General features: G+C 43.4%; 31 protein-coding genes and 1 pseudogene. 10 read left to right on the top strand and 22 right to left on the bottom strand.

Features of this window, described 5'->3' with window-relative positions; all coding sequences use genetic code 11:
* Positions 1–140: 140 nt before the first annotated feature.
* The gene (modA, locus tag AS030_RS02245; protein ID WP_240482190.1) at positions 141–938 is read left to right on the top strand and encodes a molybdate ABC transporter substrate-binding protein; all 798 of its coding nucleotides are present in this window, start codon (positions 141–143) and stop codon (positions 936–938) included.
* Positions 939–1050: 112 nt separating this feature from the next.
* On the top strand, positions 1051–1377 hold the full coding sequence (locus AS030_RS24760; RefSeq protein WP_074440443.1) for a hypothetical protein: 327 nt from the start codon (positions 1051–1053) through the stop codon (positions 1375–1377).
* Between the two features lie 58 nt (positions 1378–1435).
* On the opposite strand, the gene wrbA is transcribed toward AS030_RS24760, so the two are convergent.
* From wrbA to mle, 5 genes are all read right to left on the bottom strand, one after another.
* Positions 1436–2047 carry an NAD(P)H:quinone oxidoreductase gene (wrbA, locus tag AS030_RS02235; RefSeq protein ID WP_061967905.1) on the bottom strand — a complete coding sequence of 204 codons (612 nt, stop codon included), beginning with the start codon at positions 2045–2047 and terminating at the stop codon, positions 1436–1438.
* A 136-nt stretch (positions 2048–2183) separates the two neighbouring features.
* Positions 2184–2960 carry a rod shape-determining protein MreC gene (mreC, locus tag AS030_RS02230; protein WP_061967903.1) on the bottom strand — a complete coding sequence of 259 codons (777 nt, stop codon included), beginning with the start codon at positions 2958–2960 and terminating at the stop codon, positions 2184–2186.
* A 235-nt stretch (positions 2961–3195) separates the two neighbouring features.
* Positions 3196–3894 carry a YqcI/YcgG family protein gene (locus tag AS030_RS02225; protein WP_176716380.1) on the bottom strand — a complete coding sequence of 233 codons (699 nt, stop codon included), beginning with the start codon at positions 3892–3894 and terminating at the stop codon, positions 3196–3198.
* Between the two features lie 120 nt (positions 3895–4014).
* A complete protein-coding gene (locus AS030_RS02220) occupies positions 4015–4875 on the bottom strand; it encodes a dimethylarginine dimethylaminohydrolase family protein (protein WP_061967899.1) in 861 nt (286 codons plus the stop codon).
* Between the two features lie 112 nt (positions 4876–4987).
* Positions 4988–5845, bottom strand: a complete 858-nt coding sequence (mle, locus tag AS030_RS02215) for an alpha/beta fold macrolide esterase (protein WP_061967896.1) — start codon at positions 5843–5845, stop codon at positions 4988–4990.
* A gap of 330 nt (positions 5846–6175) precedes the next feature.
* Here mle and AS030_RS24115 point away from each other — a divergent pair, with 330 nt between their 5' ends.
* On the top strand, positions 6176–6601 hold the full coding sequence (locus AS030_RS24115; RefSeq protein WP_240482267.1) for a class I SAM-dependent methyltransferase: 426 nt from the start codon (positions 6176–6178) through the stop codon (positions 6599–6601).
* Between the two features lie 392 nt (positions 6602–6993).
* Here the strand turns inward: AS030_RS24115 and AS030_RS02205 are convergent, their stop codons facing one another.
* The 11 genes from AS030_RS02205 to aldA all read right to left on the bottom strand — a co-directional run bounded on the left by AS030_RS02205 (position 6994) and on the right by aldA (position 14258).
* A complete protein-coding gene (locus AS030_RS02205) occupies positions 6994–7317 on the bottom strand; it encodes a hypothetical protein (RefSeq protein ID WP_061967894.1) in 324 nt (107 codons plus the stop codon).
* Positions 7314–7967, bottom strand: a complete 654-nt coding sequence (locus AS030_RS02200; protein ID WP_061967892.1) for a hypothetical protein — start codon at positions 7965–7967, stop codon at positions 7314–7316. Before AS030_RS02200 ends, AS030_RS02205 begins: the two co-directional genes overlap by 4 nt.
* A 1-nt stretch (position 7968) precedes the next feature.
* Entirely contained in the window at positions 7969–8520 is a 552-nt protein-coding gene (locus tag AS030_RS02195; RefSeq protein ID WP_162264536.1) for a sigma-70 family RNA polymerase sigma factor, read from the bottom strand.
* A gap of 110 nt (positions 8521–8630) precedes the next feature.
* On the bottom strand, positions 8631–9143 hold the full coding sequence (locus AS030_RS02190; protein WP_061967890.1) for a YbaK/EbsC family protein: 513 nt from the start codon (positions 9141–9143) through the stop codon (positions 8631–8633).
* A gap of 71 nt (positions 9144–9214) precedes the next feature.
* A complete protein-coding gene (locus AS030_RS02185) occupies positions 9215–10231 on the bottom strand; it encodes a S66 family peptidase (protein ID WP_061967888.1) in 1017 nt (338 codons plus the stop codon).
* 14 nt (positions 10232–10245) lie between these two features.
* Entirely contained in the window at positions 10246–10689 is a 444-nt protein-coding gene (locus AS030_RS02180; RefSeq protein WP_240482189.1) for a GNAT family N-acetyltransferase, read from the bottom strand.
* Positions 10690–10779: 90 nt separating this feature from the next.
* Positions 10780–11343 (bottom strand): undecaprenyl-diphosphatase, encoded by a 564-nt coding sequence (locus tag AS030_RS02175; RefSeq protein ID WP_061967886.1) that lies wholly within the window; start codon positions 11341–11343, stop codon positions 10780–10782.
* A 129-nt stretch (positions 11344–11472) separates the two neighbouring features.
* On the bottom strand, positions 11473–11949 hold the full coding sequence (gene ybaK / locus AS030_RS02170; protein ID WP_061971441.1) for a Cys-tRNA(Pro) deacylase: 477 nt from the start codon (positions 11947–11949) through the stop codon (positions 11473–11475).
* Between the two features lie 164 nt (positions 11950–12113).
* The gene (locus tag AS030_RS02165) at positions 12114–12311 is read right to left on the bottom strand and encodes a hypothetical protein (protein WP_061967884.1); all 198 of its coding nucleotides are present in this window, start codon (positions 12309–12311) and stop codon (positions 12114–12116) included.
* Positions 12312–12557: 246 nt separating this feature from the next.
* Positions 12558–12695, bottom strand: coding sequence for a hypothetical protein (locus tag AS030_RS23385; RefSeq protein ID WP_156412548.1), 138 nt, complete (start codon positions 12693–12695; stop codon positions 12558–12560).
* Positions 12696–12806: 111 nt separating this feature from the next.
* Complete coding sequence (gene aldA / locus AS030_RS02160) at positions 12807–14258, bottom strand: aldehyde dehydrogenase (protein WP_061971438.1); 1452 nt, start codon at positions 14256–14258, stop codon at positions 12807–12809.
* A gap of 156 nt (positions 14259–14414) precedes the next feature.
* Here aldA and AS030_RS02155 point away from each other — a divergent pair, with 156 nt between their 5' ends.
* Entirely contained in the window at positions 14415–15053 is a 639-nt protein-coding gene (locus tag AS030_RS02155) for a LysE family translocator (RefSeq protein ID WP_061967882.1), read from the top strand.
* Positions 15054–15078: 25 nt separating this feature from the next.
* Entirely contained in the window at positions 15079–15930 is an 852-nt protein-coding gene (locus AS030_RS02150; RefSeq protein WP_141687008.1) for a phosphotransferase, read from the top strand.
* A gap of 71 nt (positions 15931–16001) precedes the next feature.
* On the opposite strand, the gene AS030_RS02145 is transcribed toward AS030_RS02150, so the two are convergent.
* The 3 genes from AS030_RS02145 to AS030_RS02135 all read right to left on the bottom strand — a co-directional run bounded on the left by AS030_RS02145 (position 16002) and on the right by AS030_RS02135 (position 18616).
* The gene (locus AS030_RS02145) at positions 16002–17723 is read right to left on the bottom strand and encodes a PAS domain S-box protein (protein ID WP_061967880.1); all 1722 of its coding nucleotides are present in this window, start codon (positions 17721–17723) and stop codon (positions 16002–16004) included.
* Positions 17720–18115: a PAS domain-containing protein gene (locus AS030_RS02140; protein WP_061967877.1), complete on the bottom strand. Its 396-nt coding sequence runs from the start codon at positions 18113–18115 to the stop codon at positions 17720–17722. Before AS030_RS02140 ends, AS030_RS02145 begins: the two co-directional genes overlap by 4 nt.
* A 138-nt stretch (positions 18116–18253) precedes the next feature.
* Positions 18254–18616: a winged helix-turn-helix transcriptional regulator gene (locus tag AS030_RS02135; RefSeq protein ID WP_061967875.1), complete on the bottom strand. Its 363-nt coding sequence runs from the start codon at positions 18614–18616 to the stop codon at positions 18254–18256.
* Between the two features lie 142 nt (positions 18617–18758).
* Between AS030_RS02135 and AS030_RS02130 the strand changes: the two genes are divergently transcribed.
* Positions 18759–19394, top strand: a complete 636-nt coding sequence (locus tag AS030_RS02130) for an FMN-dependent NADH-azoreductase (protein ID WP_061967874.1) — start codon at positions 18759–18761, stop codon at positions 19392–19394.
* A gap of 55 nt (positions 19395–19449) precedes the next feature.
* Here the strand turns inward: AS030_RS02130 and AS030_RS02125 are convergent, their stop codons facing one another.
* Positions 19450–19857 (bottom strand): hypothetical protein, encoded by a 408-nt coding sequence (locus tag AS030_RS02125; RefSeq protein WP_061967871.1) that lies wholly within the window; start codon positions 19855–19857, stop codon positions 19450–19452.
* Between the two features lie 242 nt (positions 19858–20099).
* Between AS030_RS02125 and AS030_RS02120 the strand changes: the two genes are divergently transcribed.
* From AS030_RS02120 to AS030_RS02110, 3 genes are all read left to right on the top strand, one after another.
* Complete coding sequence (locus AS030_RS02120; protein WP_061967869.1) at positions 20100–21179, top strand: NADH:flavin oxidoreductase/NADH oxidase; 1080 nt, start codon at positions 20100–20102, stop codon at positions 21177–21179.
* Between the two features lie 127 nt (positions 21180–21306).
* The gene (locus AS030_RS02115; RefSeq protein WP_061971436.1) at positions 21307–21735 is read left to right on the top strand and encodes a cell wall hydrolase; all 429 of its coding nucleotides are present in this window, start codon (positions 21307–21309) and stop codon (positions 21733–21735) included.
* Between the two features lie 123 nt (positions 21736–21858).
* Positions 21859–22200, top strand: coding sequence for a YolD-like family protein (locus AS030_RS02110; protein ID WP_061967867.1), 342 nt, complete (start codon positions 21859–21861; stop codon positions 22198–22200).
* 50 nt (positions 22201–22250) lie between these two features.
* Here the strand turns inward: AS030_RS02110 and AS030_RS02105 are convergent, their stop codons facing one another.
* Positions 22251–23066, bottom strand: a complete 816-nt coding sequence (locus AS030_RS02105) for an STAS domain-containing protein (protein ID WP_061967865.1) — start codon at positions 23064–23066, stop codon at positions 22251–22253.
* Between the two features lie 172 nt (positions 23067–23238).
* Between AS030_RS02105 and AS030_RS02100 the strand changes: the two genes are divergently transcribed.
* Positions 23239–23781, top strand: coding sequence for a GNAT family N-acetyltransferase (locus AS030_RS02100; RefSeq protein ID WP_061967862.1), 543 nt, complete (start codon positions 23239–23241; stop codon positions 23779–23781).
* A gap of 35 nt (positions 23782–23816) precedes the next feature.
* Here the strand turns inward: AS030_RS02100 and AS030_RS24755 are convergent.
* Positions 23817–24629: pseudogene (locus AS030_RS24755) on the bottom strand (glycine betaine ABC transporter substrate-binding protein); the annotation flags it as partial.
* Between the last annotated feature and the right edge of the window lie 44 nt (positions 24630–24673).

Here is a 24673-nt window from a genome sequence, read left to right as displayed (position 1 = left end):
ACGATCCCTCCACGTTATTAGTGTATCTAATTTTAGGGAAAATGTATTGTCTTTCGCCTTAATATCTTAGTTATAACTAGTTATAACTAATTATAATAAGTTATAATAAACTTACTTTATTTGAAATGAGGGATATGGACTTGAAAAAAACGGTTTATCTCGTTCTCTTTCTTTTTTTATTTTCAATTTTGTCCGCTTGCGGAGAGAATCCGTCTAACGACAAAAACGCAAGCAGCAAGAAAACGACAGAGCTGACGATCTCTGCTGCCGCGAGCCTTAAAGATGCCCTGACTGACATACAGAAAACGTATGAAAAAGAGCATTCAAACGTTAAGCTCCGTTTCAATTTCGGAGCTTCCGGCACCCTTCAGCAGCAAATTTCTCAAGGTGCTCCTGCAGATTTATTCTTTTCCGCCGCAGAAGATAAGTTTGATGTGCTGGTGAAGGAAGGAATGATTAAAAAGAGCGAAGGCATCAACCTTGTCGGTAATGATGTTGTACTGGTTGTTCCGAAGGATTCAGAGGCAAAGATCTCGACATTCACCGATCTTTCGAAGTCTTCCATAAAAAAGATTTCCATTGGAACACCTGAAGCCGTGCCAGCCGGATCCTATGCCAAGGAATCCTTTAAAAACATGAAGCTCTGGAATACTCTACAGTCCAAGCTTGTGTATGCCAAAGATGTTCGCCAGGTTCTTTCCTATGTGGAAACCGGAAATGTTGATGCCGGGGTTGTATACAAAACAGATGCCCTGATCTCAAAGAAAGTACAAATTGTTGCTTCGGCTGATCCAAAGACCCACAGTCCAATCGTTTATCCCGTCGGCATCATTAAAGACACCAAACACAAAAAAGAAGCAAAAGCGTTTTACCAATACTTACAAAAACCTTCAACCGTAAAAACCTTGGAAGACTACGGCTTCAAAAAAAACAGCTGAGAACAAAAAGCAGTTCACGATGAGGTGAACTGCTTTTTGCGGTATACATAAAGTTTCTGTCCCTTCCATACACATAGAGGCAATAGGGATTTTCCTTTGAGAGGTGACGTCCGTGAATGTGAAAATTGTCAACCGAATGCTGGCTGTTCATGAGTTCAATATCATAGGTGTGAGCATATCTTCTGTTTTACTGATCGGAGATGCTGAATCCATCTCCGCCGGATCCACCTTCGATACTCCCCCCACCTCTCTAGTGGTAGGCCCTCTTCTTGTGCCCATTCAGGGTACACTTGAGCCTGCCAGTCAGAGCACCGCACCTCCTGAAACAGGGGCGTCCGTTCCATTGACACCTGCTCCTCCTGCTGCAGCCCCTCCATCTGGAGGAACCGCCCCTCCTGCACCTTCTGCTGGCAGCGGAGGTGCACCTGCCCGAACGTAAAAAAGGTAAAAGCCGGTTTCCATAGTAGGAGACCAGCTTTTACCTTTTTCATTTTCAATTATTGGTTGCCCTGCTTGACCCACTGAGCTACGTTTACGGTACGTTTCGCCTGGTGCTTCACCGCACCCTGAACATCTTCAACCATATTGCCGCTCTGATCGACGGTAACACTTGTGCCGTAAGGATTTCCTCCGGCTCCATAGAGTACAGGATCTGTATATCCCGGTGTGGCCACAATCGCACCCCAATGATACATTGTGGTGTATAAAGCTAATATAGTGGCTTCCTGTCCGCCGTGTGGATTTTGAGCAGAAGTCATTGCACTGACTACCTTGTTAACCAGTTTACCCTGGAACCAAAGTCCGCCTGTCGTATCAAGAAACTGCTTAACTTGTGACGGAACGTTACCAAAACGGGTCGGAACACTGAAAATAATCGCATCCGCCCACTCTAAATCGCTTAACGATACTTCCGGAACATGTTTCGTTTCCTCGACATGAGCTTTCCAGGCAGCATTGGATTCAATTGCTTCAGGAGGAGCCAGTTCAGGAATCTTCAATACTTTGACCTCAGCACCTGTTTCTTTTCCACTTTCGGCAGCCCACTTCGCCAGTTGGTAGTTCGTTCCTGTCGAGCTGTAATAGATAACAGCCAAATTAATTGCAGCCATTCGTTTCATCTCCTTATTAAAGAGTACACTACTTTTCTTACTATCCTTAACATATCCTATAAAAAATAGTTTAAACCTGTATTTTTAGTTAATAAGTATTTGTAAGTATGTACCTTTAATATATTTGGAAATGATTTTATGCTTTTTTCCCTGTTCTGAGAATGATCACCTGATTGATATCATAAAAGTCCGCCGTTGGCTTAATATAGGCGATGCTTGTCAGTCCATAAGGATCGGGCTTCACTTTAACAATGGTTCCGATATCGAGGTTCGGAGGCAATATTTCTCCCAGACCTGAAGTGACTACCTTTTCACCCTTTTTAAGATTCTTATTCAGAATGTCACGGACCATTAAATACTTATTGCTCGGGTCAAAGCCGTTCAGTATGCCGTTTACATTTTTTTTGCCTTGAATCGTCGCGGAAATACGGTATCTCTTATCTTTGCTGGATAGCAGTTTTACTTCAGAAAATGTCGGTTTAACCTGTGTGATCTTGCCGATCAATCCATCCTGGGTCACTACGGCCATGTTCTCCTGAACGTCATCATTGCTTCCCTTGTCAACAATAACCGTTTCATACCAGTTTGCCGGATCTGCATCCCGGTGCATCACACTCGCCTGCATAGGATTATATTGTTCCACTTCTTTCGTTTTATCTACAACAGCCTGAAGGTTTTTATTTTCCCGCTTTAACTCCAATTGCTGTACAGAAAGAGTTTCCTGTTCCTCCAGTTTGGCTTTTAACACATTATTTTCTTTTTCAATGGAAGCCATGTCTTTAACATTTTGGACAATACCTGAAACGGATCGCTGCCCCGGAATAGTAATATTCGTAAAATAATAGAGCAGCATTACTGCCAAGACAGCGACACAAACCAACAGCAGTAAAAATCGCAAACTAAAAAATCTCATGAATGAAACTTCACCTTTCACATTTATCTGTCTATAAATCTCATAAACGAAAAACGCTCTTCACATACGTTATATCCTAGCGAAAACGCCGGGAAATTTCCCCATTATCGAATGATTTTACACACAACGTTCAAATTCCGCGGTAAAACTTCTACCATTGTACCATGAAATAAGAAAAATGGTGCCAGCCATCTTGGAAATTCGATGATCCGGCACCATTGCGTATGCTGACACTTTAATTTTCTTTTGATTTATGATGAAAAGGACACTTGCCTTCAATGGGTTTGACATCGTCGCCGATAAAATATTGCTTCCATTCTTTGTGTTCAGGATCTCCGTAATGGCTGATATTGGGATGTGTTGGCAGGTTGTCCCATTTCTCTACCCGTTCCCTTACCTTTTCCCGGGACATGATTCCTCCCTTTGACGTTCCTTCCAGCCCTTCAAAGATACGTCTGGGCTGAAATCCCAGCACAAGGCTGTTTCCAAGATCCCGCGTTTTTCTTTGTTTGTAGGCAGGTGCGTTTCCAAACACAAAGAATGGCTCTCCTGCAAACGTGAAGTTCCACAAATAGTGATCGGGATCGATGGGTTTATCCTCTGGCCAGGGAACATGATCCTCTTCATGCATATATTGAAGCAGGTTCCAGAAATACTCTCTATAGTAAGGAATGGACTTCTCTTCAGTTTCCGGCTCCACAAATACAAATAATCCGTGACGGATCAGTTTCGGCGCATCGAACAGTTCCATGAATTCTTCGACAGCGCCCGGCAGGTTGGACCAATCGTTCTGGCTGACATATGCGTAACGAAGCTCACCCCTTTTTTCGGCACTCATCCCGAAATAGCAGGGAAAGGTCTTGTCTGTTACCGTTTGATGAAAGTTCTTATACTCTTCAATCACCCATTTTGGCACGATTTCAGGTTTTGTCATATCTTCTTTCTCTAATAGGTATCGATTGGCTGTTTTCAACTTACCACTCCCAAGTAAAAATTTATTTATCGTTACACAGGAGTCGTTCCCTTATACCCAGTTAGTTAAACGGCAAGCATGCTAATTGGCATACCTTACCAGAGGCAATGTGCAGCAGCGGAAAGAGCCTCCGGATTTAATGATTTCCGATAAATCCACTTCAATGACTTCATAGCCTCTTTCCCGGAGCTGGCTGTTAACCTTCTTGTTAACGGGCAAACTGAATACCTTCTTATTCCCAATGGAAAGAACATTGGTGCCCATGGTAAACTGTTCTTCCTTGCTTACTTCAATGGTGTCGTACATTTTGGATAGAATGTTCAGTTCTTTTTCTTGAAAAGCAGGAGGGTAAATCAATGCTTTCCGGGGAGAAAGAATATTGAAGACACAGTCCAGATGCAGATACTTTTTATCAAAAGGAATGGCCATCATGTTTTTTTCCGGTAGATGGTTGCGTAATGTCTGGATGGAAATATCTGATGTCCGGCCGCTTACCCCGACAAACACATTGTCCCTGTCGGCGATTACGTCTCCGCCCTCAATTTTCGTATCAGGCAACGGCTGCATCGTTGCCTTTTGGGAAATGAGCCATTTCTTCAATATTTCTACTTCACCTTTTCTAATAGAGCTTTCCATCGTAGAGAGAAAAACAGTGGAATCTATGGTAAATCCAATATCACGGGTAAATACTTGTTCCGGATATTGATGATCTGGTGGCAATTCAACAACTTCCACACCTTGATTGCGAAGCGCGAGTACAAATTCTTTATGCTGTGCGGAGGCTAAGCTTCTGTTTATATTTTCTGCAGCATAATGCCGTTGGGTTTCATTGATAACCTCTGAGATGGACATGTACTGTGGTTCACATACAATGACACGGGCAAGGGAATCATATTCGCTTTGGCATCTGATGCTTTCTGTTGGCTTCAATGCGATAGACATGTGGTTCCTCCGATTCTGTAACGTTTCTTTTTTATTTCCCGTTGTATGCTTCGCTTTAAACATCGGACCAAAGAAAAGCAACTGTCAAAAGTGACAGCTGCTCTATTTCAGTTTATCTATTATTTTCTATCAGAGAACTTGTTTTTACAATGGATGCTATGATTGTATCCCAATCTGTACGATGCAGTTCATGGCCTGAGCCCTCAAGAGAAATCAATTGAGAATGAGGAATGGCCCTCGCAAGCGCCTTCCCGTGCTCAAAAGGAAGAGCAGGATCTTCCGTACCATGGATTACTACTGCCGGAACCGCAATCTCACCCATTCGGTCGTAAAATTCTTCTCCACCACCCAGCAGCGCATGATTGAACCTGCTTTGCAGCTGCCGTGCCCGGTTCATTTCTCTTCCTGCCAACCGGTACATCCGTTCTTTTTCAAAGGGCTTGGAGCCGGCCAGTGTTCTCCAGCCTCCTGCCAGATACGAAATAACCGCATCCCGGTCGGACCAGTCTAAGGAAGAACCCTTTCCATGGTGATCAAGAATTTTTTGATCCATTGGCGGAAGCTTTTCCTGTTCTGTTCCAAACACACTTGAAGCAATGAGCGTCAGTGATTGGACGCGCTGTGGATTCCGAACGGCAAGAATCTGACATACCATTCCGCCCATGGACATGCCGACAACATGAGCTTTTTCCAAAGCATACGCGTCCAGCACGTGGATGGCATCATCAGCCAGGTCGGTAATGGTGTAATTGGACGTCCCCGGTTCATACACAACAGATTTGCCCAAATCACGGTGATCGTACCGGATAACATATCTTCCCTCCGCAGCCAATGCTGAGCAGAAATCTTCATCCCACCAATCAAGCGAAGACATGGCTCCCATGATCAGTAAAATGGGCGGATCTTCCGGTTCCCCAAAGTTTTCTGTACAAATATCCATTCCATTAATTGAAATTATCTTTTCCTTCATAACGATCCCTCCGTACTTTTGTTATCCAACGCCGGGCAAGCAGGCGCAGAACTTTTACTCGTAACGGAGCAGCAGGTCTGCACCTATCATTATCTGACTCTCATCCATTTGATAATCATGACGTGGCAGCCTCCTTTTACTGAATACTAACGGGGAAATCCCCCTTTCACTATATCATGTTCTCCGAGAAAATAATCCAATTATTTCTTGCCTTTTTTGTATTCTATGGTCAATTTGATTACTCTTAAAGGTTAATCATAATCTCAAAAGAATAGATATAGGCGGGGCACTTTAAGGAGGATTTGGTTTTGGACAGGAGGGTTTTTTTTGATGGCTGATGAAATATTTGAGAATCCAAGACTCGCATCTATTTATGATCCTTTTGACTCTGACCGTTCTGATTTAGATCTTTACGAGTCTATGGTTAATGAATTTGATGCTCACACTGTACTTGATATCGGCTGTGGAACCGGAACGTTTGCCTGTCGTCTGGCAGTGAAAGGCATCAAGGTTATTGGGCTGGACCCTGCTGAAGCTTCATTAAAGGTGGCTAAAACAAAACAAGGCGCTGACCGTGTAAGATGGATTCACGGAAATGCCCTGGATCTCCGTCACTTGAAGGTTGGTCTTGTCACGATGACAGCTAATGTAGCTCAAGTCTTCCTTACTGATAAAGAGTGGAGTGAAACATTACTTGCCATCCGAGACACTTTGCGTCCAAGTGGACGATTGGTGTTTGAAACAAGAAAGCCTTAGGCACAAGCATGGTTAGAATGGAATAAAGAGAAAACCTACCAGCGGTTGAATGTCCCTCACTGTGGCATTGTAAATGTATGGGCAGATGTTACTGAAGTTCGTGACTCCTTGGTGTCTTTTCGATGGACCTATGTTTTCGAAAGAGATGGTACGGTAATCACCTCTGATTCAACGTTGCGCTTTAGAAGTCTTCGGGAAATAATCAAAACACTGAATGATGCAGGATTGTCTGTTGAAGATGTTAGAGAAGCTCCAGACCGCCAAGGACGAGAATACGTTTTAATAACCCGATTAAATGAAAAATGAAGTCGATATGCAGGCATTTCACAAGATTTTTATTCTGAATTCAAAATACGAAAAGCACTGCAGTCGCAGTGCTTTCAAGTTTTCTTCTATAGAAAATACTCCCTATAATATATTGCCGTTGCAATGACCGAACAGATCGTATAGCCAACTGCTGTATAAAAGGAAATACCGGGAGAAAAAGACTTTTTCTCCTCTTGTTCTTTTATTCCTGTCTGCGCCTGTGCCTGAAGTCTCGCGGAGTTGGAGAAGAACCCTCCGCTTGACGTAAAAAATTTCAGTATGACGGCTGATGCCAGACCTGTGATGAACGCCACATCGATAAATGAAACCTTTGCCGCCCATGAACAGACAAAATTGAGTACGATGATTCCTACTAACGTAACGATAAACGTGCTGATTAGTTTCTTCATTGTTTCGCCTCCGCATACCTCATATCTGATAACGTCACAGGCACGACAAGGACATCATATCCTTCTTTTACTCCCGTGCAGCCTTCGAGCTGTATTGTGGAGTCACTGAAGGCTTTGCATTCATACGTTTTCGGCTCGCCAAGAGCAGGCACCGTATTTTTGTAAATGATTTTTTTTCCGTTATATTCAATTGTATTCTGATAAACCTTGTCGCCAAGAAAATAATGGATGGTGGTCTTAAAAGGCTTGCCCTGCTCTTCTTTTTTCTTGAGACGCAGCATGTACTCAAGATTTTTGGTTTTGCTGTCAGGAATCCACTTTTCATTTAAATACGACACTACTTCTCCCTTTTTAGTCGCCTCTTTCACAATTTGTTGTTGTTTCATCTCGGTTTTCGTTATGGTTTTTCCTGAAGAAGGATCGAGTTTCCCTTTATGATCTGTTACAATGGAGGTCGTTAAAAAGAAGAGCAAGGCGCAAACAGCCAGACTGGCAGCCGTCATAACTAATGGACGCCGGCGTTTTGTTCTTTTTTCCATCTTCATGCTTTTGTATCGCTGATGGACGATCCTCCGGTTGCTTTTATCAAAACCATGGCCGTTAAAGACCGTTTTCTTCATATGATTCCGTAAATCTTTGAGCTCTTCCATTTTACTTCCCTCCTTTGATCGCATCTTTCAGCAGCAATCTCGCTTTCGTTAATCTGGATTTGATCGTACTCAGATTGGCATTGAGTGTATCGCTGATTTCCTGAAGGGTCAGTTCTTCATAATAGTATAAAAAAATAACTTCACGGTACTTCAATGGCAGTTTAAAAATGTGCCGATAAAGCTTATTCTTCTCTTCTCTGTATACGGCGATTTCTTCCACAGAAGAAGATGTTCCTTTTATATACATTTGGATTTTATGCGTCACCATCGAATACCGGTAATGCGCGCTTTTAATATAATCCCTGCAGTGGTTGGCTGCGATCTTGTACAGCCATGTTTTCAGCTTGGCCTCCCCTTTGAACGTATCTGCCTTTTCATAGGCCTTCAAAAAAACATCCTGCGCCAGGTCCTCGGCCAGATTCCATTCCTTCACATAGGTATAGCAAAGATACAGCACTTCGTTTCCATAGTCCGTCATGACTTGTTCCATCATTTCTTCTTGTGTCATTGCTGCTGTAAAGTCTGGCTTTCTATCATATGACAGTATGTGCACAATTTCACTCCCTCTACCCCTCTCTATAACTATAGACGAAGAACACTTGGAAAAAGTTGATAATTTTAAAAAATCCCACAAAAAAAGGATCCTGATCAGGATCCTTACTTTTAAGAATGGCTTTTTACTTTTTCTGCTTCGGTTTCTTCGCTTTCCCAGCCTTTGCAGATATCCACCCATTCTTTGGCTGAGGCGTATGTAACCAATTCCTCACAGGTAAGCTCGATGGCAGAGTTTGAGCTGCCGCATGCCGGAAAGAGCGTTTTAAAGCGCTTCATGGATTCATCGAGATACACATCGAGATCATTTTTCAAACCGAAAGGACAAACTCCTCCGATCGCATGTCCGGTTTGGTCCAGGACCTCTTCTGGTGAAAGCATCCGGGCCTTGAATCCAAAATGCTGGCGGAACTTCTTGTTATCGATCTTGGCATCTCCTGCTGCCACAACAAGGATTGCCTGATCGCCCTCCCCCCTGAACGAAAGGGTTTTCGCAATCCGTGCAGGAATAACGCCTATCGTATCAGCCGCCTCTTGCACCGTTGCACTGGATGCGTCAAACTCCATTACGTCTTGTTCACGGTTGAATTGTTTGAAATGTCGTCTAACACTATCAATGGCCATTTCTATCATCCTTTCAAATAGATATTTCTAGCATCTTATCATTTTTATTAAAATATATCGAAAAAAGCGGATCAAGGCTTAAAGTGCTGCAGGACGGTCCCTTTCCCTCCGGATACCTCCACTTCTGCCCAGGCACCGTTAATCAATGTAACCTGCGGCGGCATATGTCCGCAGTCGATGTCATAGATGATCGGGATCTGCAGCTCTTTTGCGAGATCTTGATAAACATCTTCAACAGTGTAGCCGCCCACTGGTTCATTCGCAGCACTTCGGCCAAATAAGATTCCAGAGCACCCGTCAAACCAGCCGGCCAGCTTCATTTGCACCAATGAGCGTCGAAGATCGGCCGTATTCAGCTCACAATTTTCCAAATACCAAATCAATGGTTCGCCAGGAATATGTTCTTTCTTAAAACCTTCAACATGGCCAAATGGAGTGCCAACCAGATGACGGATGACATCAATACATCCCCCCAATAGACGACCTTTTATTTGTTCATTCTGACCGGATACCGTTTTCCATTCGGTCTTTTCTGTCAGATGATAGACATGAGACGAAGGATTTTCGTGATCCCATTTTTCCTGATACTTCCTAGAGGAATGTTGCAGCACCGAATCACCTTCTGGTACGGACAATACCGTTTCCCACATCGCTGTTATGGCATCCGTTTCTTCTCCCCTCAAATCGATCAGGTTTGTACCGTGTGCCGTTGCCATTCCTGTAGTTAAAGTAATCGCCAGCAGCAAAACACTTATGTCAGAATAACCGAGGATCCATTTTGGTTTTTTTATGGAATAATCTACAAAAGGCAGCATTTCGATCAACAGCTCCCCGCCCCAGGGAGGGATAATGATATCGATGTCCTGTCCTTTCATCATGTCATTGAATTCTGCGGCTCTTACTTTTGCATCCGCTGACTTTGCCTTATGCTGCGTCCATGGTGTTTTTCCGCAAACCACCTTGTAACCCTCTTTTTCCATTCTCTCCATTGCCTGATTCAGCAAAGGGTGAAGCTCGTCAGACAGACCTGAGGATGGAGCGGTAACACCAATTGTTGTCCCTTTTTCTAAAGACGGATAGGTAATCATGTGGTTTCCTCCTTTTAAAGGCTTTTATTCATGACCAGCCGGTTTTCGTTCACGTGGTATCCGTTTTTCTCATAAAACGTTTGGGCAAGCCCCTCTGATACGGTTAACAAATAAATACTCCGTACTCCTCTTCCTTTTAATTCATCTTCAAGGAGTTTTAACATTCTTGATCCATAGCCTTTTCCTTGAATCTCTGAGTTCACGCAGCATTCCGCGATATAGTACGTGAGTCCCTGAAAGGTTCTCTTGCTGTTGCCTGCAATGAATCCCACCAGCTCTTCTCCTTCATAATACATAAATCCGAAAAACTTCGGAGTATTCACAAGATCGCGCAGTCTTTCCCCTGCCGTTTCATTTGTCCAGCTCTCGTTCCAGGGTTCACGGTTGAACACCTGCTGATAAAGCGAAACACAGCGATCCACATTCTCATGGGTCATTAAAACAGTGGTGAGCGACACTTTGGTTCTTCCTTTCTCTTTCGCAATGCGAAATATTCCGTCTATTATAGCAAAAAAAACGGTCAAGTTGTTTAATTGAACCGCTACATTTTAAAGATATTCGACTCCCTTTTTTGAAGCATCCATTTTGGCAAAAGGCATAGCGGACATGGTTTTTACTACAAATACTGCAGAAAAAATACCTAGCAGCCCGCCTGTCACCACATCCACGGGGTAATGCACTCCAACCCAGACCCGGGAGAGGGCCACGCAGCACGCGATGAACATCCAGATAGCTCCTGTCTTCCTTTTGAATAGCAACAAAACCATACAGACCGAGAAAAAAATAATCGAGTGGTCGCTTGGAAAGGAGTTATCAATGGCGTGTTCAATCAACTGGTTCACATCCGGCAGTACGGAAAACGGCTGATGATGAGAATAGAACAGCCCTGCCAGCCTCCCGAAGATCTCTGCCACCAGACAGCTTACGATTGCGAAAACCACCATCACCCGATTGCGCTTGGAACGGGTCAAAACAAAACCGAATAACACGATTCCCAGAATATACAACACATACTCTGCCATAAACACCATAAAGGGATTTAAAGCAGACAAAGGATCCGCAAGCTGATTAATGCTTCGAAACGTCTCATTATTAAATTGAGTAAAATCCATTTAGTACCCCCTTTAATTTTTTAAAATATCCTTTTTCTTTTTTCTCTTTCTAATTTATAAGAAAAGTGTGTGATTTGACATCGAGACAACTTACAACTTTCTCACAATGTTGTAAGGTCCTCTTTCCAACTATTTAGATACATTCGCATATCGGCCATTTGTTACCTTCATTAAATTTTGAGGAGACAATTCTACTTGATGACCGATTTTTCCCGCGCTTACAATGACCGTTTCCAGCTCGGCTGCTTGCTCTTCTACAATTGTGGAATAGAGCTTTTTCATCCCGATCGGTGAACAGCCGCCACGAACATATCCTGTGACAGGAAGCAAGTCTTTGACCGCCAGCATCTCTACTTTTTTCTCGCCAGCTGCCTTTGCTGCTTTTTTCAAATCCAGCTCCGCTTCCACTGGGATTACAAAAACGTAATATTCTTTTCCTGCCCCTTGTGCGACCAGTGTCTTGTATACGGTTCCCGGCTCTCTTCCGATTTTGCGGGCGACAGACACACCATCTATTTTTCCATCATCCGTACTGTAATTCATTGATTCATAGTCGATTTTTTCCTTGTCCAGAATTCTCATCGCATTCGTTTTTACTTTTTTCATAAAAATCTCCTCCACTTGCTTGTATTCTGCCATTACAATGTACGGCTTACTTCGGTGCCGTTCCTGTTTATACACCTGCACGTTCGTAAATCACCCTAAAAGAAAAGCACCTCGAAATTTTAGACGCTGTCTAAAATTTGTGGTGCAGTACACGAGCTTGGCTGTTACTTTACCTTTTTGGATAAATCAATTAATGAAATATGTTTGATACTGTATGCAATCAAAGATATAGCAGTTGATGTGAGTGCAGCCACACCTATGACAGTAAGTATTCCATATTTATAGTAACCACCAAATATTAACATGAAAATTAATGTATATCCAAACCATTTAGAAGAAAAAATGGCTCTTGCAAAATTCATAATGAAGTCCCCCTAAGCGTTCTTCTTTAGTAATCGAGCTGGATTTGTTTATTATTGCTCTTCACATTCATCAATAACCATGGTATACTAATTTTTGCGATGAGCTTATTTTGCATAAGACGAGATTGACCCGCCGATTTTAGGCAATGCACAATGTGGAGTGCTGTCTCTCGCCGCAAAACGCCAAAAAGACGTTCTTTTAGGACGTCTTTTTTCTATTTCATAATTCCTTTAAACCACTAGGACTTAAATGGCATTCCCTTTTAGTGACACCTTCTGGACTACCCGCCATAATTCTTCTACTTTAACACCTTCTTTTTTAAGTTCGATAACATCCTCTTTCAGCTTTGCTTTATTTAACAATGCAGGTACATATTCCTTCACAAACTTCCCGCTGCTTTCATGCTCTCAGCCTGTCCATACTAAACAATTGTGCTTTCTTTTCCAGAATGAATGAAAAAGCCTGGCATTCCCTGCCAGGCTCCTCAACTTTCATTACTGAATATCATTCTTGTATTCCATATAAACCGCATGGGTCACGAGGAAGTCCTCGATGCCGTGCTTGCCGTCCGCACCACCCAGTCCCGACTTTCTCTGGCCGGCATGATAGCCCTGAATCGCTTCAAAGTTTTCACGGTTCACGAATGTTTCTCCATATTTTAATTCATTGGCTGCTCTCATCGCTTCATGCACGTTCTCTGTATAGATGGAAGATGACAATCCATACTCTGAATCATTGGCCCATTCAATGGCCTGGTCAAGAGTGTTGTATGTTACGACCGGCAAAACAGGTCCAAAAATCTCCTGCTGGATAATTTTCATCTCCTGAGTGACGTTCGTAATAACTGTCGGTTCATAAAAGAACCCCTTATCCATATCGGCACGCTTGCCGCCCGTTGCCACCTTGGCTCCACTGCTCACGGCACTCTCCACCATTTCATGAACGGTTTCCAATCTGTCCTGGCTGACAAGCGGTCCCATTTCTGTACGATCTTCTGATGCCTTGCCAACCGTGGTATCTCTCATTGCGTTAACCATTTTATCAACAAACGCATCAGCCACACTTTCATGAACATAGACTCGTTCTGCGTTCGTACAAGCCTGCCCGGCGTTCGTGATTCTTGAAGTCTTGATCTTGTCCACAGCCAAATCAAGATCTGCATGCTGAGTTACGATAGCCGGGGCTTTGCCGCCAAGCTCAAGGTTTACCTTCGTAATATTTTTTGAGGCAGCTTCCATAACTTTTGACCCGGCACCAATACTGCCTGTCATCGTCACGATGCCTACTTTCGGATGGGAGGCCATCGCATTTCCGATCACCGATCCTTTACCGGTAACCAAATTGTAAACACCGGCCGGAATCTCCTCTTTCATGCTGTCGATCAGCTTAGTAAACTCGACTGCCGTGTTCGGGGTTTGCTGGCTGGGTTTCAAGACAATGGAGCATCCCGTAATGAGTGCGGTCGAAACCTTCCTTGCCAAAATAAACACTGGAAAGTTCCATGGAACAATACCGGCCACGACACCAATTGGCTTGCGGTAGATCAATATATTTTCATTTGGCCGGTCGCTGGGGATTATTTCCCCTTCAATACGGCGCGCCCATTCAGACATATAGTGGAAATACTCAATCGCTGTATCGACCTCCATGCTGGCCGCAACGTACGGTTTGCCTTGTTCTTCAGACAACAGCTGAATGAAGGTTTCTCTTTTCTCCTGAATCAAATCCCCCAGCTTTCGGACTGCTTTTCCGCGCTTGAAACTCGGAACCTTTTCCCATTGCTTTTGCGCTTCAAACGCAGCGTTTATTGCTTTATCAACATCTTCTTTCGTCCCGTTATAAATAGAAGATACCACCTCTTCGGTTGACGGGTTTAGGATATCGATCGTCTCATTTGATGTGGAAGGTACATATTCACCATTAATGTAAAGCTTATGTGGTTGCACTAAAAAATCCTCCCTTACTTCTTTTAAGTACATCCGTTGTCTTCCACATTTTAGATATCATGAAACATGAGGGGTGTTTTGAAATATCCACTGTCAGGCATGTCCTGTCCATCAACCCGCATAGAATTAGTGAAGGGACAAGAAGGAGTGGCGGGAATGAAGGATTGGGTGATATTTATTCATTTTATCGTATTGGGATTAAGTTTGGCCGCACCGGTCGGGCCGATGAATATTGAAGTCATGAGACGGGGGTTAACGGAAGGGTTTCTAGCCTCTTGGTGTGTGGGACTCGGCGGATTGACAGGAGATGTACTGTTGCTTTTAGGCATTAACTTAGGCCTGGGGAATTTAATGCAAATATCAGGTGTGCAGATCAGTATGTATCTAATCGGGATCGTTCTTTTAACGCTATTATGCTGGCAAAGCTTCAGTCATGCTTTTCAAAAAAAAGAAAGCGAATATACAGTTTCTAAAGAAATCAGCCCAAAAGGCGCCTATATGACAGGGTTCATGATTTCCATTGCCAATCCGATCAGCTTAATTTTTTGGTTTGGAGTATTCGGTACTTCCCTGCATGTACTCACTGCTACCCATTCAGTTGCTTTTTCTGTACTCTGCAGCATTGCGATACTACTGGGCTTATTTTTATGGAACCTTAATCTGGTGTTCACCGTTCATTTTTCCAAAAAGCTGATGAGCGTGAACGTGATGAGAACCATCATGATTTTGGCTGGAATGTGTCTTTTGGGTTTCGCTTGCCATTTTTCCTATCAATTATATAATTTAATCCTATGAATTTATTCGCAGTAGGAGGATTGTTATGGGAAATGTATGGGATGCTGAGGTCGTCGTTACCCCCTTGCTCGCCAAACAGCTCATCGAAGCTCAGTTTCCACAATTATCGCCAGCCCGTGTGGCTGAGCTTGGCAAAGGATTTGACAATACAGTCTATGCCGTAAACGACCAATATGTCTTTCGGTTTCCGCGCCGCTCCATTGCCGTGCCGCTTTTGAAAACAGAAAACGCCTTGCTTCCACTACTGGCAGAGCTATTGCTTATTCCCATTGCCACTCCTTGCTTTTTTGGACGTCCGGAACCCAATCTGTTTCCCTGGGCGTTTACAGGCTATCATCTTCTGCCCGGACACCCGCCAGGGAATTTATCTTATGAACAGCGGGTGAAATCAGCGGCTCACCTTGCAACCTTTCTAGGTGTGCTTCACTCTTATCCTGTTGAAAAAGCATTAAAAACAGGTGTGCCCTTTGATGAACTGGACCGGCTGAATGTTCACAAACGAAAGCCAAGGCTGCTTGAGTTTTTAGAGAAAATAAGATCGCTTGGTTTGTACAATGAGGTTGATGAGTTAATACGAATCGCCTTACGCACCTCTACTCATGACATTAGCGGACAAACCCTCCTTGTCCATGGGGATCTGCATATCCGCAACATGATCGTTAATAATGAAGGCCTGATAGCTGGTATTATTGATTGGGGCGACGTTCATGTGGGCCATCCCGCTGTAGATTTGTCCATCGTTTACAGCTTTCTTCCTTCAGGGGCCGGGATTGCTTTTATCAAATTTACGGTGAAGTCACTTCCGAGACCAAAGAACTTGCCCGGTTTAAAGCTCTTTACACCACAGCTTTTCTCCTGCTTTATGCTCATGACATGAAAGATTCGCACCTGCAAAAAGCTGCTGCTCAAAGCTTCGACCTTCTTCGAAGCTGAGCGGCAGCTTTTCTTTTATAGTGGAAACCGCAGGATAACAGTCGTTCCCCGTCCTTCTTCACTTTTCAGGTCAATGGTCCCCTCATGAATCTGCATTATTTTCCTGGATACCATCAGCCCAAGACCAATTCCCTTTTCTTTATTGGAATAAAAGGGTTCTCCAACCCGGTCAAGACGCTCAGCCGGCATGCCCTGGCCATTATCTCTGATGGTGATATTCACCTGATGTTCATCCGCAAAGGAAGATATCCAAAGCTTACCGCCATTCGGCATGGCGTCTGAAGCATTTTTGAACAAATTTAAGATGAGCTGTCGAATGTGTTTTTCATCGCATTTGATAAATGGAAGATCAACATTCAGGTCTGGAATTATTGAAATGTTTTGCAGAAAGGGCTCATTCTTCATTTGTCTCAGCAAGTCTTTCAATATAAGCGCTATATTTTTCTTTACAAGTTTTATTTCATGGTGCGGCTTCGCAAGGATTAAAAATTCATGAAGAACTTGCTCAATCGTTTCAAGCTCAGACATGATAATTTCTTCATACGGGATATTCACCTTATGCTGGTTCATTTGCAGAAACCCTTTAATCGTCGTTAAAGGGTTTCTAATTTCGTGCGCAACCCCGGCAGCCAACTGACTGACAATCTCAAATTTCTCTGCTTTTTGAATCTGTTGTTCCTTTTCTTTCAGGTCGGTGATATCCTCCCAGATGCTGACGTTTTTGAAAACCTTATCTTTTACCGGAAATACAGGATATCGCCGCCAGCGGATCCAGCGCTGTCCTCTTTTGGGATGGTTCAGCCGGTAGTCAATGTTAATAATCGTTTCCGGACGTTTTTCGCCGGTAGAGCGTACAGCTTCCTGATCCTCCGGATGAATGCATTGCAAGGCGAGCACCGGGTTATTCAGAATCTCAGCTAAGGGCCTGCCTAAAATATCTTCTCCGCCAGCGCTAAGAAAATAGATTTTGGAGAAGTCCGGTGAATGGATGCAAAAGCTCTCCTTAGCATTCTCCGTTATTTCACGGAGAATTTCCTGGCTTTCCTGCAGTCTCTGGAGAACGTTCTGAAGCTCGGTGTAGTCTTTTAAAAACACGGCAACACCGTTGTCCGTTGGATAGGTCCGAATATCAAAATATTTGTCCAATGTATCTGAATACACTTGAAATTTGCATGCAACTTGTTGTTCGATGGTTTTTTTGAAATGCTCTTTAAAAGGGTGCTGCAGAACAACCGGGAAAGCATCCGATATTACCTTGCCCAGCAGCTCTTCCGCAGGAATTTTCCACATTTTCTGAAGCGGTTTGTTCATGTATGTGAATCGTAATTCCTCATCCAATGTATAAAAGCCATCCGTGATGCTTTCAAGAATCGTTTCACACCGTTTATTGGCTTCCTTCAATTGGGCTGTTTTTCTTACCAATTCCCACTCGATCTGTTTACGCTTGGAGATATCTCTTGTTACCGCACTTAAGGCAATTACATTGCCATTTGCATCTTTAACCGGAGAAATAGTAACGCTTACATTTAGCAATTCTCTATTCTTTTTAAGTCTCTGTGTTTCAAGATTTGTAATTTTTTGGCCGGTTTTGGCCACTTCCAGATAATGAAGGAAACTGGGATACAACAACGGGGGCATGTTAGGCAATGTCCGTCCAATCATTTCATCCTGTGACCAGCCAAACAATTCTTCAAAAGCTGGATTTATAGCCAGTACATTGGTTTCAAGATCGATCATAACCGCAGGGTTGCTTGCTTTTCGATGACGGATTTGTGGAGTTCAAGCGCGGCTTTTCCATCACTAATCGGCGAGAGAATACCTTTTAAATACAACAATTGATTATTAACGATGGTTCCATGGGTCCATTTCACATGTCTGATATCCCCTGTTTTGCCCATAACCTTGCAATCAAAATGGGCGTATTCCGAAGAACGGAGCCCACTGCTCCAGCGTGTAAATTGCTCATGCAGTTCAGGTGGAAAAAAACTGATTAATGGCCGGTGAAGGATCTCCTGTTGTTCATAGCCAGTGAGGTTATTCCAAGCTGAGTTCGTCTGTTGGATCATGCCTTGTTCATTGCAAACAATATATATTTCTTCGGATACTTGAAAAAACCATTCTGCATTCAACCTTATCCCTCCCTTTCTTCTAATCATGAACCACAAATCAAAAAAATTCATCCTCTATTTTTTTACAATTAAACCTCCCCATTTTCTGTATCGACCAAACCTTTGAGGTGTCAATTCTATTAAAAAAAGGAAATCTTGTCAGATTTCCTTCTCGCTCAAAGCATCTTCTTTCTTTTTCATCTCCATATGTTCCACATGGGCAGCTCCCCATTCGTGCATGGCATCCATGACGGTCTCCAGACTTTTTCCGTATTCCGTAATTGAATATTCCACTTTTGGAGGGATCTGCGGATAAACTTTTCGCTGGACAATATCCTGCTCTTCCAGTTCACGCAGGTGAAGAGTAAGCATTCGCTGAGTGATATCAGGCATTAATCTTCTGAGTTCATTAAAACGCAACACATCTCCATTCAGCAGATGTTGTATAATAATCGGTTTCCACTTTCCAACAATCATATCCAATGCCACAACGACCTGGCATTGCTCGGGATTTTTCTTCATCCTTGCTGCCTCCACTTTTACAGTACCTTTTTTTATACTATAACACATAAATGTGCCTACTTCACAAATTCAATCCTAAGCGTGATAATAACACATGCACATGTTCTGTGTTGTAAATTTACAAGAAAAGGTGGAAATAACAATGGCAAAAGTATTATATATCACTGCCCACCCTCATGATGAGGCTCAATCCTTTAGCATGGCTGCCGGAAAGGCATTTATCGAAGAATATAAAAATCTGAATGCTGAGGATGAGATCGTTCATATCGATCTTTATAAAGAAAATATCCCGCAAATCGATGCGGATGTATTCAGCGGCTGGGGAAAATTGCAAAGCGGTAAAGGCTTTGAAGAACTATCTGCAAGTGAAAAGGAAAAAGTGGAACGTTTGGGTCAGCTTAGCGAACAATTCGTTGCAGCAGACAAATATGTATTCGTAACACCGCTTTGGAACTTCTCATTCCCGCCTGTAATGAAAGCATATCTTGATTCCGTTGCAGTTGCAGGAAAAACATTCAAGTATACAGAGCTTGGCCCTGTAGGTCTTCTAACCGACAAAAAAGCCATTCACATTCAAGCTCGCGGCGGCATTTACTCTGAAGGCCCTGCAGCAGAACTAGAAATGGGGCACCGTTACCTTGGCATCATGATGAACTTCTTCGGTGTTCCTTCTTTCGATGGCGTATTTATTGAAGGACAAGCAGCCATGCCTGAAAAAGCACAAGAAATCAAAGAAAACGGCGTTGCACGCGCTAAGGATGCAGCACATACTTTCTAATAATTATAAAACAAGCAAGGCAGATCTTTTACAAAGATCTGCCTTTTTTGTTTACCTAAAAAAGAACAGGATCAAAAGCCTCTTTCAAATAGCTGTTGATCAGGGGAATTGTAAATTCTTTGTTATACCGTTCAGAGGCCACACACCTTCCATCCCACTGAAGTGTATCCAGCTTGGTCTCGCTATCTTCGTTTTTTAACTGGATATAAATGATTCCATTGGGTGACCGTTCAAAGCAGAGAACACTTTGTTTAATCATGATTTGGGCAAAGATGCCGGGGACTGCTTCGTTAATCACAATGTTAATTTCATCCGTTTTTTCTTCTACAGATCGTAATTTAAATTTCATGTCACCAAAAAAGACGTTAATGGAATGCTGGGCTTTATCAATATGTACACGCGCTTTATGATCCAATATGTACATTTCCTTTACCTTTTGAATGAGTTTTTCTGAGTATGACATACATCGCACCTGCCTTTTTCTATTCAAGCAATACATTCGATAATCATGCAAAATTTTCCTTCCTGTTTCTGTCTATTTTTCTGTTTTTGCGTCATTTCATGTCTATGTTATATCTCTCCCTTAAAGAGGGCAGACTACAATGAGTTTTGAACGAATCCTAAGCACATTGTTTTATCGCACCATTCGGATTGTGTTACCATGATTTTGATTTTAATTCTTAAACCACAGGAGGAGTCTTGTCCATGCCACATCTTTTTTCTCCACTAACCATTAAGGATATTACACTTCGAAACCGCATTGGTGTCTCACCTATGTGCCAATATAGTGCCGAAGACGGAGTACCGAATGATTGGCACTTCGTACACTTGGGATCACGTGCAGTCGGTGGAGCCGGCCTGGTGATCGTGGAAGCTACCGCTGTAGAACCAAGAGGGCGCATCTCACCCGAAGACCTGGGGATCTATACGGATCGGCATATCGAACCCTTTAAACGCATCACTGCCTTTTTGAAAGAGCATGGTGCCGTACCAGGAATCCAGCTCGCCCATGCTGGACGAAAAGCATCCACCTACAGCCCATGGAAGGAAAAAGAAGCACCGGCTGCCGGAGTTCCAAATGATCAGGGCGGCTGGGATGTGGTCGGACCGAGTGCCATCCCATTTAATGACGGATACAAAGAACCGAAAGAACTGAGCGTGGAAGAAATCAAGGAAATTCAGGAGAACTTCCGACAGGCCACCATCAGGGCGCGGGAAGCCGGCTTTGAGTGGATGGAATTCCATGGTGCACACGGATATCTGGCTCACAGCTTTTTCTCCCCGCTTTCCAATAAGCGTACAGATGAATATGGCGGAAGCTTTGACAACCGCATCCGCTTTGTATTGGAAACCGTTCGTGTGATGCGCCAAGAATGGCCCGAAAATCTTCCGTTTACTGTCCGTATTTCAGCTACCGACTGGGTAGACGACGGATGGACACTGGAAGAATCCATTGAACTCTCCAAACGCCTCAAACAAGAAGGTGTAGACCTTATCGATTGCAGCTCTGGCGGTAATGTTCCAAAAGCTCCGATCCCCGTCGGTGCCGGTTACCAAAACCTTTTTGCAGAAAAAATCCGCCAGCAAGCGGATATTGCAACTGCGGCAGTAGGTATGATCACACAAGGCATGCAGGCAGACGAAATCATCCGCAATGAAAAAGCAGATCTTGTTCTTTTGGCCCGCGAGCTTCTCCGTGATCCATACTGGCCGCTTCGTGCTGCGGAAACGGTGCATAAGAAAAATGAACTTCATATTCCTCCTCAATATGAGCGGGGATGGTAAAAAAATCAGGGTAAGGATGCTGCTGCATCCTTGCCCTTTTTTGATTGCCTGGGAAAATCTTCTCTTGGTGGTTATGGCCCAACCTTCTTTTTTATATATTAAAAAAGAACGATATGGAGGTGATACGGTGGCTGTTGTGCAAGCCAGTAATTCAGATATTAATCTTCTCGCCCGTTTGCTCAGAGCTGAAGGTGAAGGTGAAGGAGTTCGCGGGATGCAGCTGATTGGCAACGTTGGAATCAACCGAATCCGGGCCAATTGTTCCGACTTTAAAGGCCTCAGAACCATCCCCCAGATGATTTACCAGCCCCACGCATTTGAAGCCGTGACCCATGGCTATTTTTATCAGGCCGCCAGATCCAGTGAAAAGCGGCTCGCCAGGCGTGCAATTAGTGGAGAACGCTTTTGGCCGGCTAAATATAGTCTCTGGTATTTCAGGCCTCAGGGCGATTGCCCGCCGACCTGGTATGACCAGCCGTTTGTTGCACGATATAAGCTTCATTGTTTTTATCAGCCGACAGCTGAAGAATGTGACAATGTATATAGTACCTTTTAATCGGATGGGCATGATATAAGACTCAGTTTTCTCCAAATCAGCCTTATATCATGACTGTCCATTTTTTCCAGTTTAAAAAGAACGTGTGTTCGGTTATTATAGGTAGAAAGGAGGATGAGTGATGTGATTCGGGACCGTGGTAACATAAAATGGAAAACCAGCTTGATGCTCCCCGAGACAGTAACACATCTTAAGAACTATTTTCTGGAGGAGTATTACGAAGAAGAAGAGCTGGAGCCGGATGAACAGCATTTGGAGGAAATGGATCAGTTGGTCCTTCAAGCCTTGGAATTTTCATTTGCCTTGCTGTTTACCTTTTATCAAAGGGGCCATCTGCACAGAGTCAAAGGAATGGTCCATTATATGGATGAGAAGAACCGTATCTTGAGAGTGATCGATGAAAACGGTCAGCTACGTATTTTGCGCATTTCAGCGATTAAAGACATTTCCAGAGCTGAGGAGTAGATGAATATCGTAGAAAAAGGGGACAACACCTTTAGTGTTGTCCCCTTTTTTTATTGGATGTTTTCAATAGCCTGCTTTACATTGCCATATACCTTAATCGTTGTAAAATCAATGCCTGCCTGAACAATCCGGCTGGCCAATTCTGGACGTATCCCCGTTATCAGGATTTCAATGCCAAGAAGCTGAAAAACACTTTGTATATTAAAAATGTACATCGCTACTTCTGTATTAATGTTCACGATTCCTGAAAAATCAATGATTAAATGGTGAATGTGCAGCTGCTGAATCCTTGGAACCACATGGTTGAGCAAATGATCCGTCCGGTCGGCATCTATCTTTCCAATCAGAGGAAGGATAGCAATCTTGTCCTGAATCGGAACAACCGGATTGGATAATTCTTTGATTTCATTTTGCGCGGCATTAATGAGATGGTCTTTATATCGTTCAAAAGCAAAAACCGTTTCATTTATACTCAGATCCAAAATGTGGTTCACTCGCTTGATGATCATCACGACATCCTGAGTGCCAAGCTGATATTCCATCCCCAGCTTGGTCATATAATCAGCAAAAACGATCCGTGTATCTGGATACCGCATCAAAATTTGGGAAATCTCAAGCCCGCTTTTGGCAGTTGTCTCTCCATTCTTTTTGCTCCACTCCATTAAAACCTCAGGAGCAGAGCCTTCCTCACAATCCAGAGAATCTGCCAGAAACACAATAAATTCATTATACATTTGTTTTGCCTGTATAATTTCCTCTTTCGGAATATGAAATTCAAACCGCCCAATAATCTCGTCAACGACTTCTGAAGCAATGGACGCTGAATGGTTGGTAAGATAGTTTGCCAAGGTATTGATAGAGTCCATGGTTACTCTCCTATTAAGATAGTAATATTTAAATCGATAGGTGTTTTAATATTAAGCACCTAAATAACATAAGCTTATTATAGCTTATTTCGACATAATAGGAAGAAATATGTTAGCAACCTATCATGAAATCTTTTGCCTGTGCTACGATATAAGAAAGGCAGGTGAGTCTATGAGTAAAAAAATAGAATCCTTCCTTTTACAGCCGATGGAATCCGGCCATGCCGAACATATGCTTCAGCTCGAGGTTAAGAACCGGGAGTTTTTTCAAACAATCACTCCCTTAAGAAACCCTGAATTCTATACGCTGGAAGGCCAGCAGGAACGGCTGAACATGATTAAGCGGATGCGTGAGCTTAGACAGCAATATACGTTTGGTATTTTTTCAAAGGAAACCGGCGATTTAATCGGGGATGCTTCCCTGTTTAAAATTGAAAGGGAGCCTGTACAAAGCTGTATGCTTGGCTACTGCCTGGACCAGACCTATAACGGGAGAGGATACATGAGCTCGATCGTTCAAAAAATGGTCTCCTATGCCTTTGATGAACTTAAACTGCATCGTATCGAGGCCGGTGTCATGCCCCAAAATAAAGGGTCCATTCGCGTCCTGGAAAAAGCCGGGTTTCATAAAGAAGGAATCGCCGTAAAATCTGTAAGGATCAACGGGAAGTGGGAAGACCACCAGATGATGGCCATCATCAATAAAGATATCTAAAAAGACCGCTCCTCACAAAGCGGTCTTTTTGTTCATCAAAGTATATTTTTTCCCTCTAAAAATTCCTTTGCCACCTTACCCGGTGACATGCCTTTCACATTTACCTTATAGTTCATCTCCCTCATGTCATCGTCTGTAATTTTCCCAGCGAGCTTATTCAGTGCCTTTTTAATTTCGGGGTACTTTTCCACCGTTTCCTTCCGCAACAGCGGTGCTCCCTGATACGGTGGAAACAGGTGCTTGTCGTCCTGAAGAACTTTCAGGTGGTATTGCTCGAGCTCACTGTCAGTGGAATAAGCATCCACGATTTTGATGTCGCCCTTTTTCACGGCATTGTACCTCAGCTTTGGCTCCATCGTCTTCACATTTCCGAGTGTAAGGTCATATTTTTTCTGGATGCCGCGGTATCCGTCTTCCCTGTCTGCAAATTCCAGCGTAAATCCGGCGTTCATATTCTGGCTGACCTTTTTCAGATCGGAAATCGCAGTGAGTCCATATTGTTTTGCCGTTTTCTCCGGAACCGCGAGAGCATAGGTGTTGTTATATTTCATTGGGCGGAGCAACTGCATATCGAACTTTTCATCCATCCCTTTTCGTGCCTGCTCATATACCTTGCCTCTGTTTGTACTGGATGCGGTTTCTTTTAAAAATTCGGTAATGGCCGTCCCTGTAAATTCGGGGTAAACATCAATGCTGCCAGATTTCAGTGCGTTAAAGACGAAGGAAGTTTTTCCAAGACCCGGTTTCAGTTCAACTTTCAAATCCGTTTCGTCCTCAATCAAAAGCTTGTACATATTAATGAGTATTTCCGGTTCGGAGCCCAGCTTCCCGGCAATGACGATCTCTTTCTGTTCCCCCCGTAAAGCGGACGGAGCGATCGCAATCAAGAGGA

This window comes from Fictibacillus enclensis, assembly GCF_001457035.1.
Lineage (GTDB): Bacteria > Bacillota > Bacilli > Bacillales > Fictibacillaceae > Fictibacillus_C > Fictibacillus_C enclensis.
The sequence above is the reverse complement of the archived record's forward strand: the minus strand, read 5'-3'. Positions and strand labels throughout refer to the sequence as shown.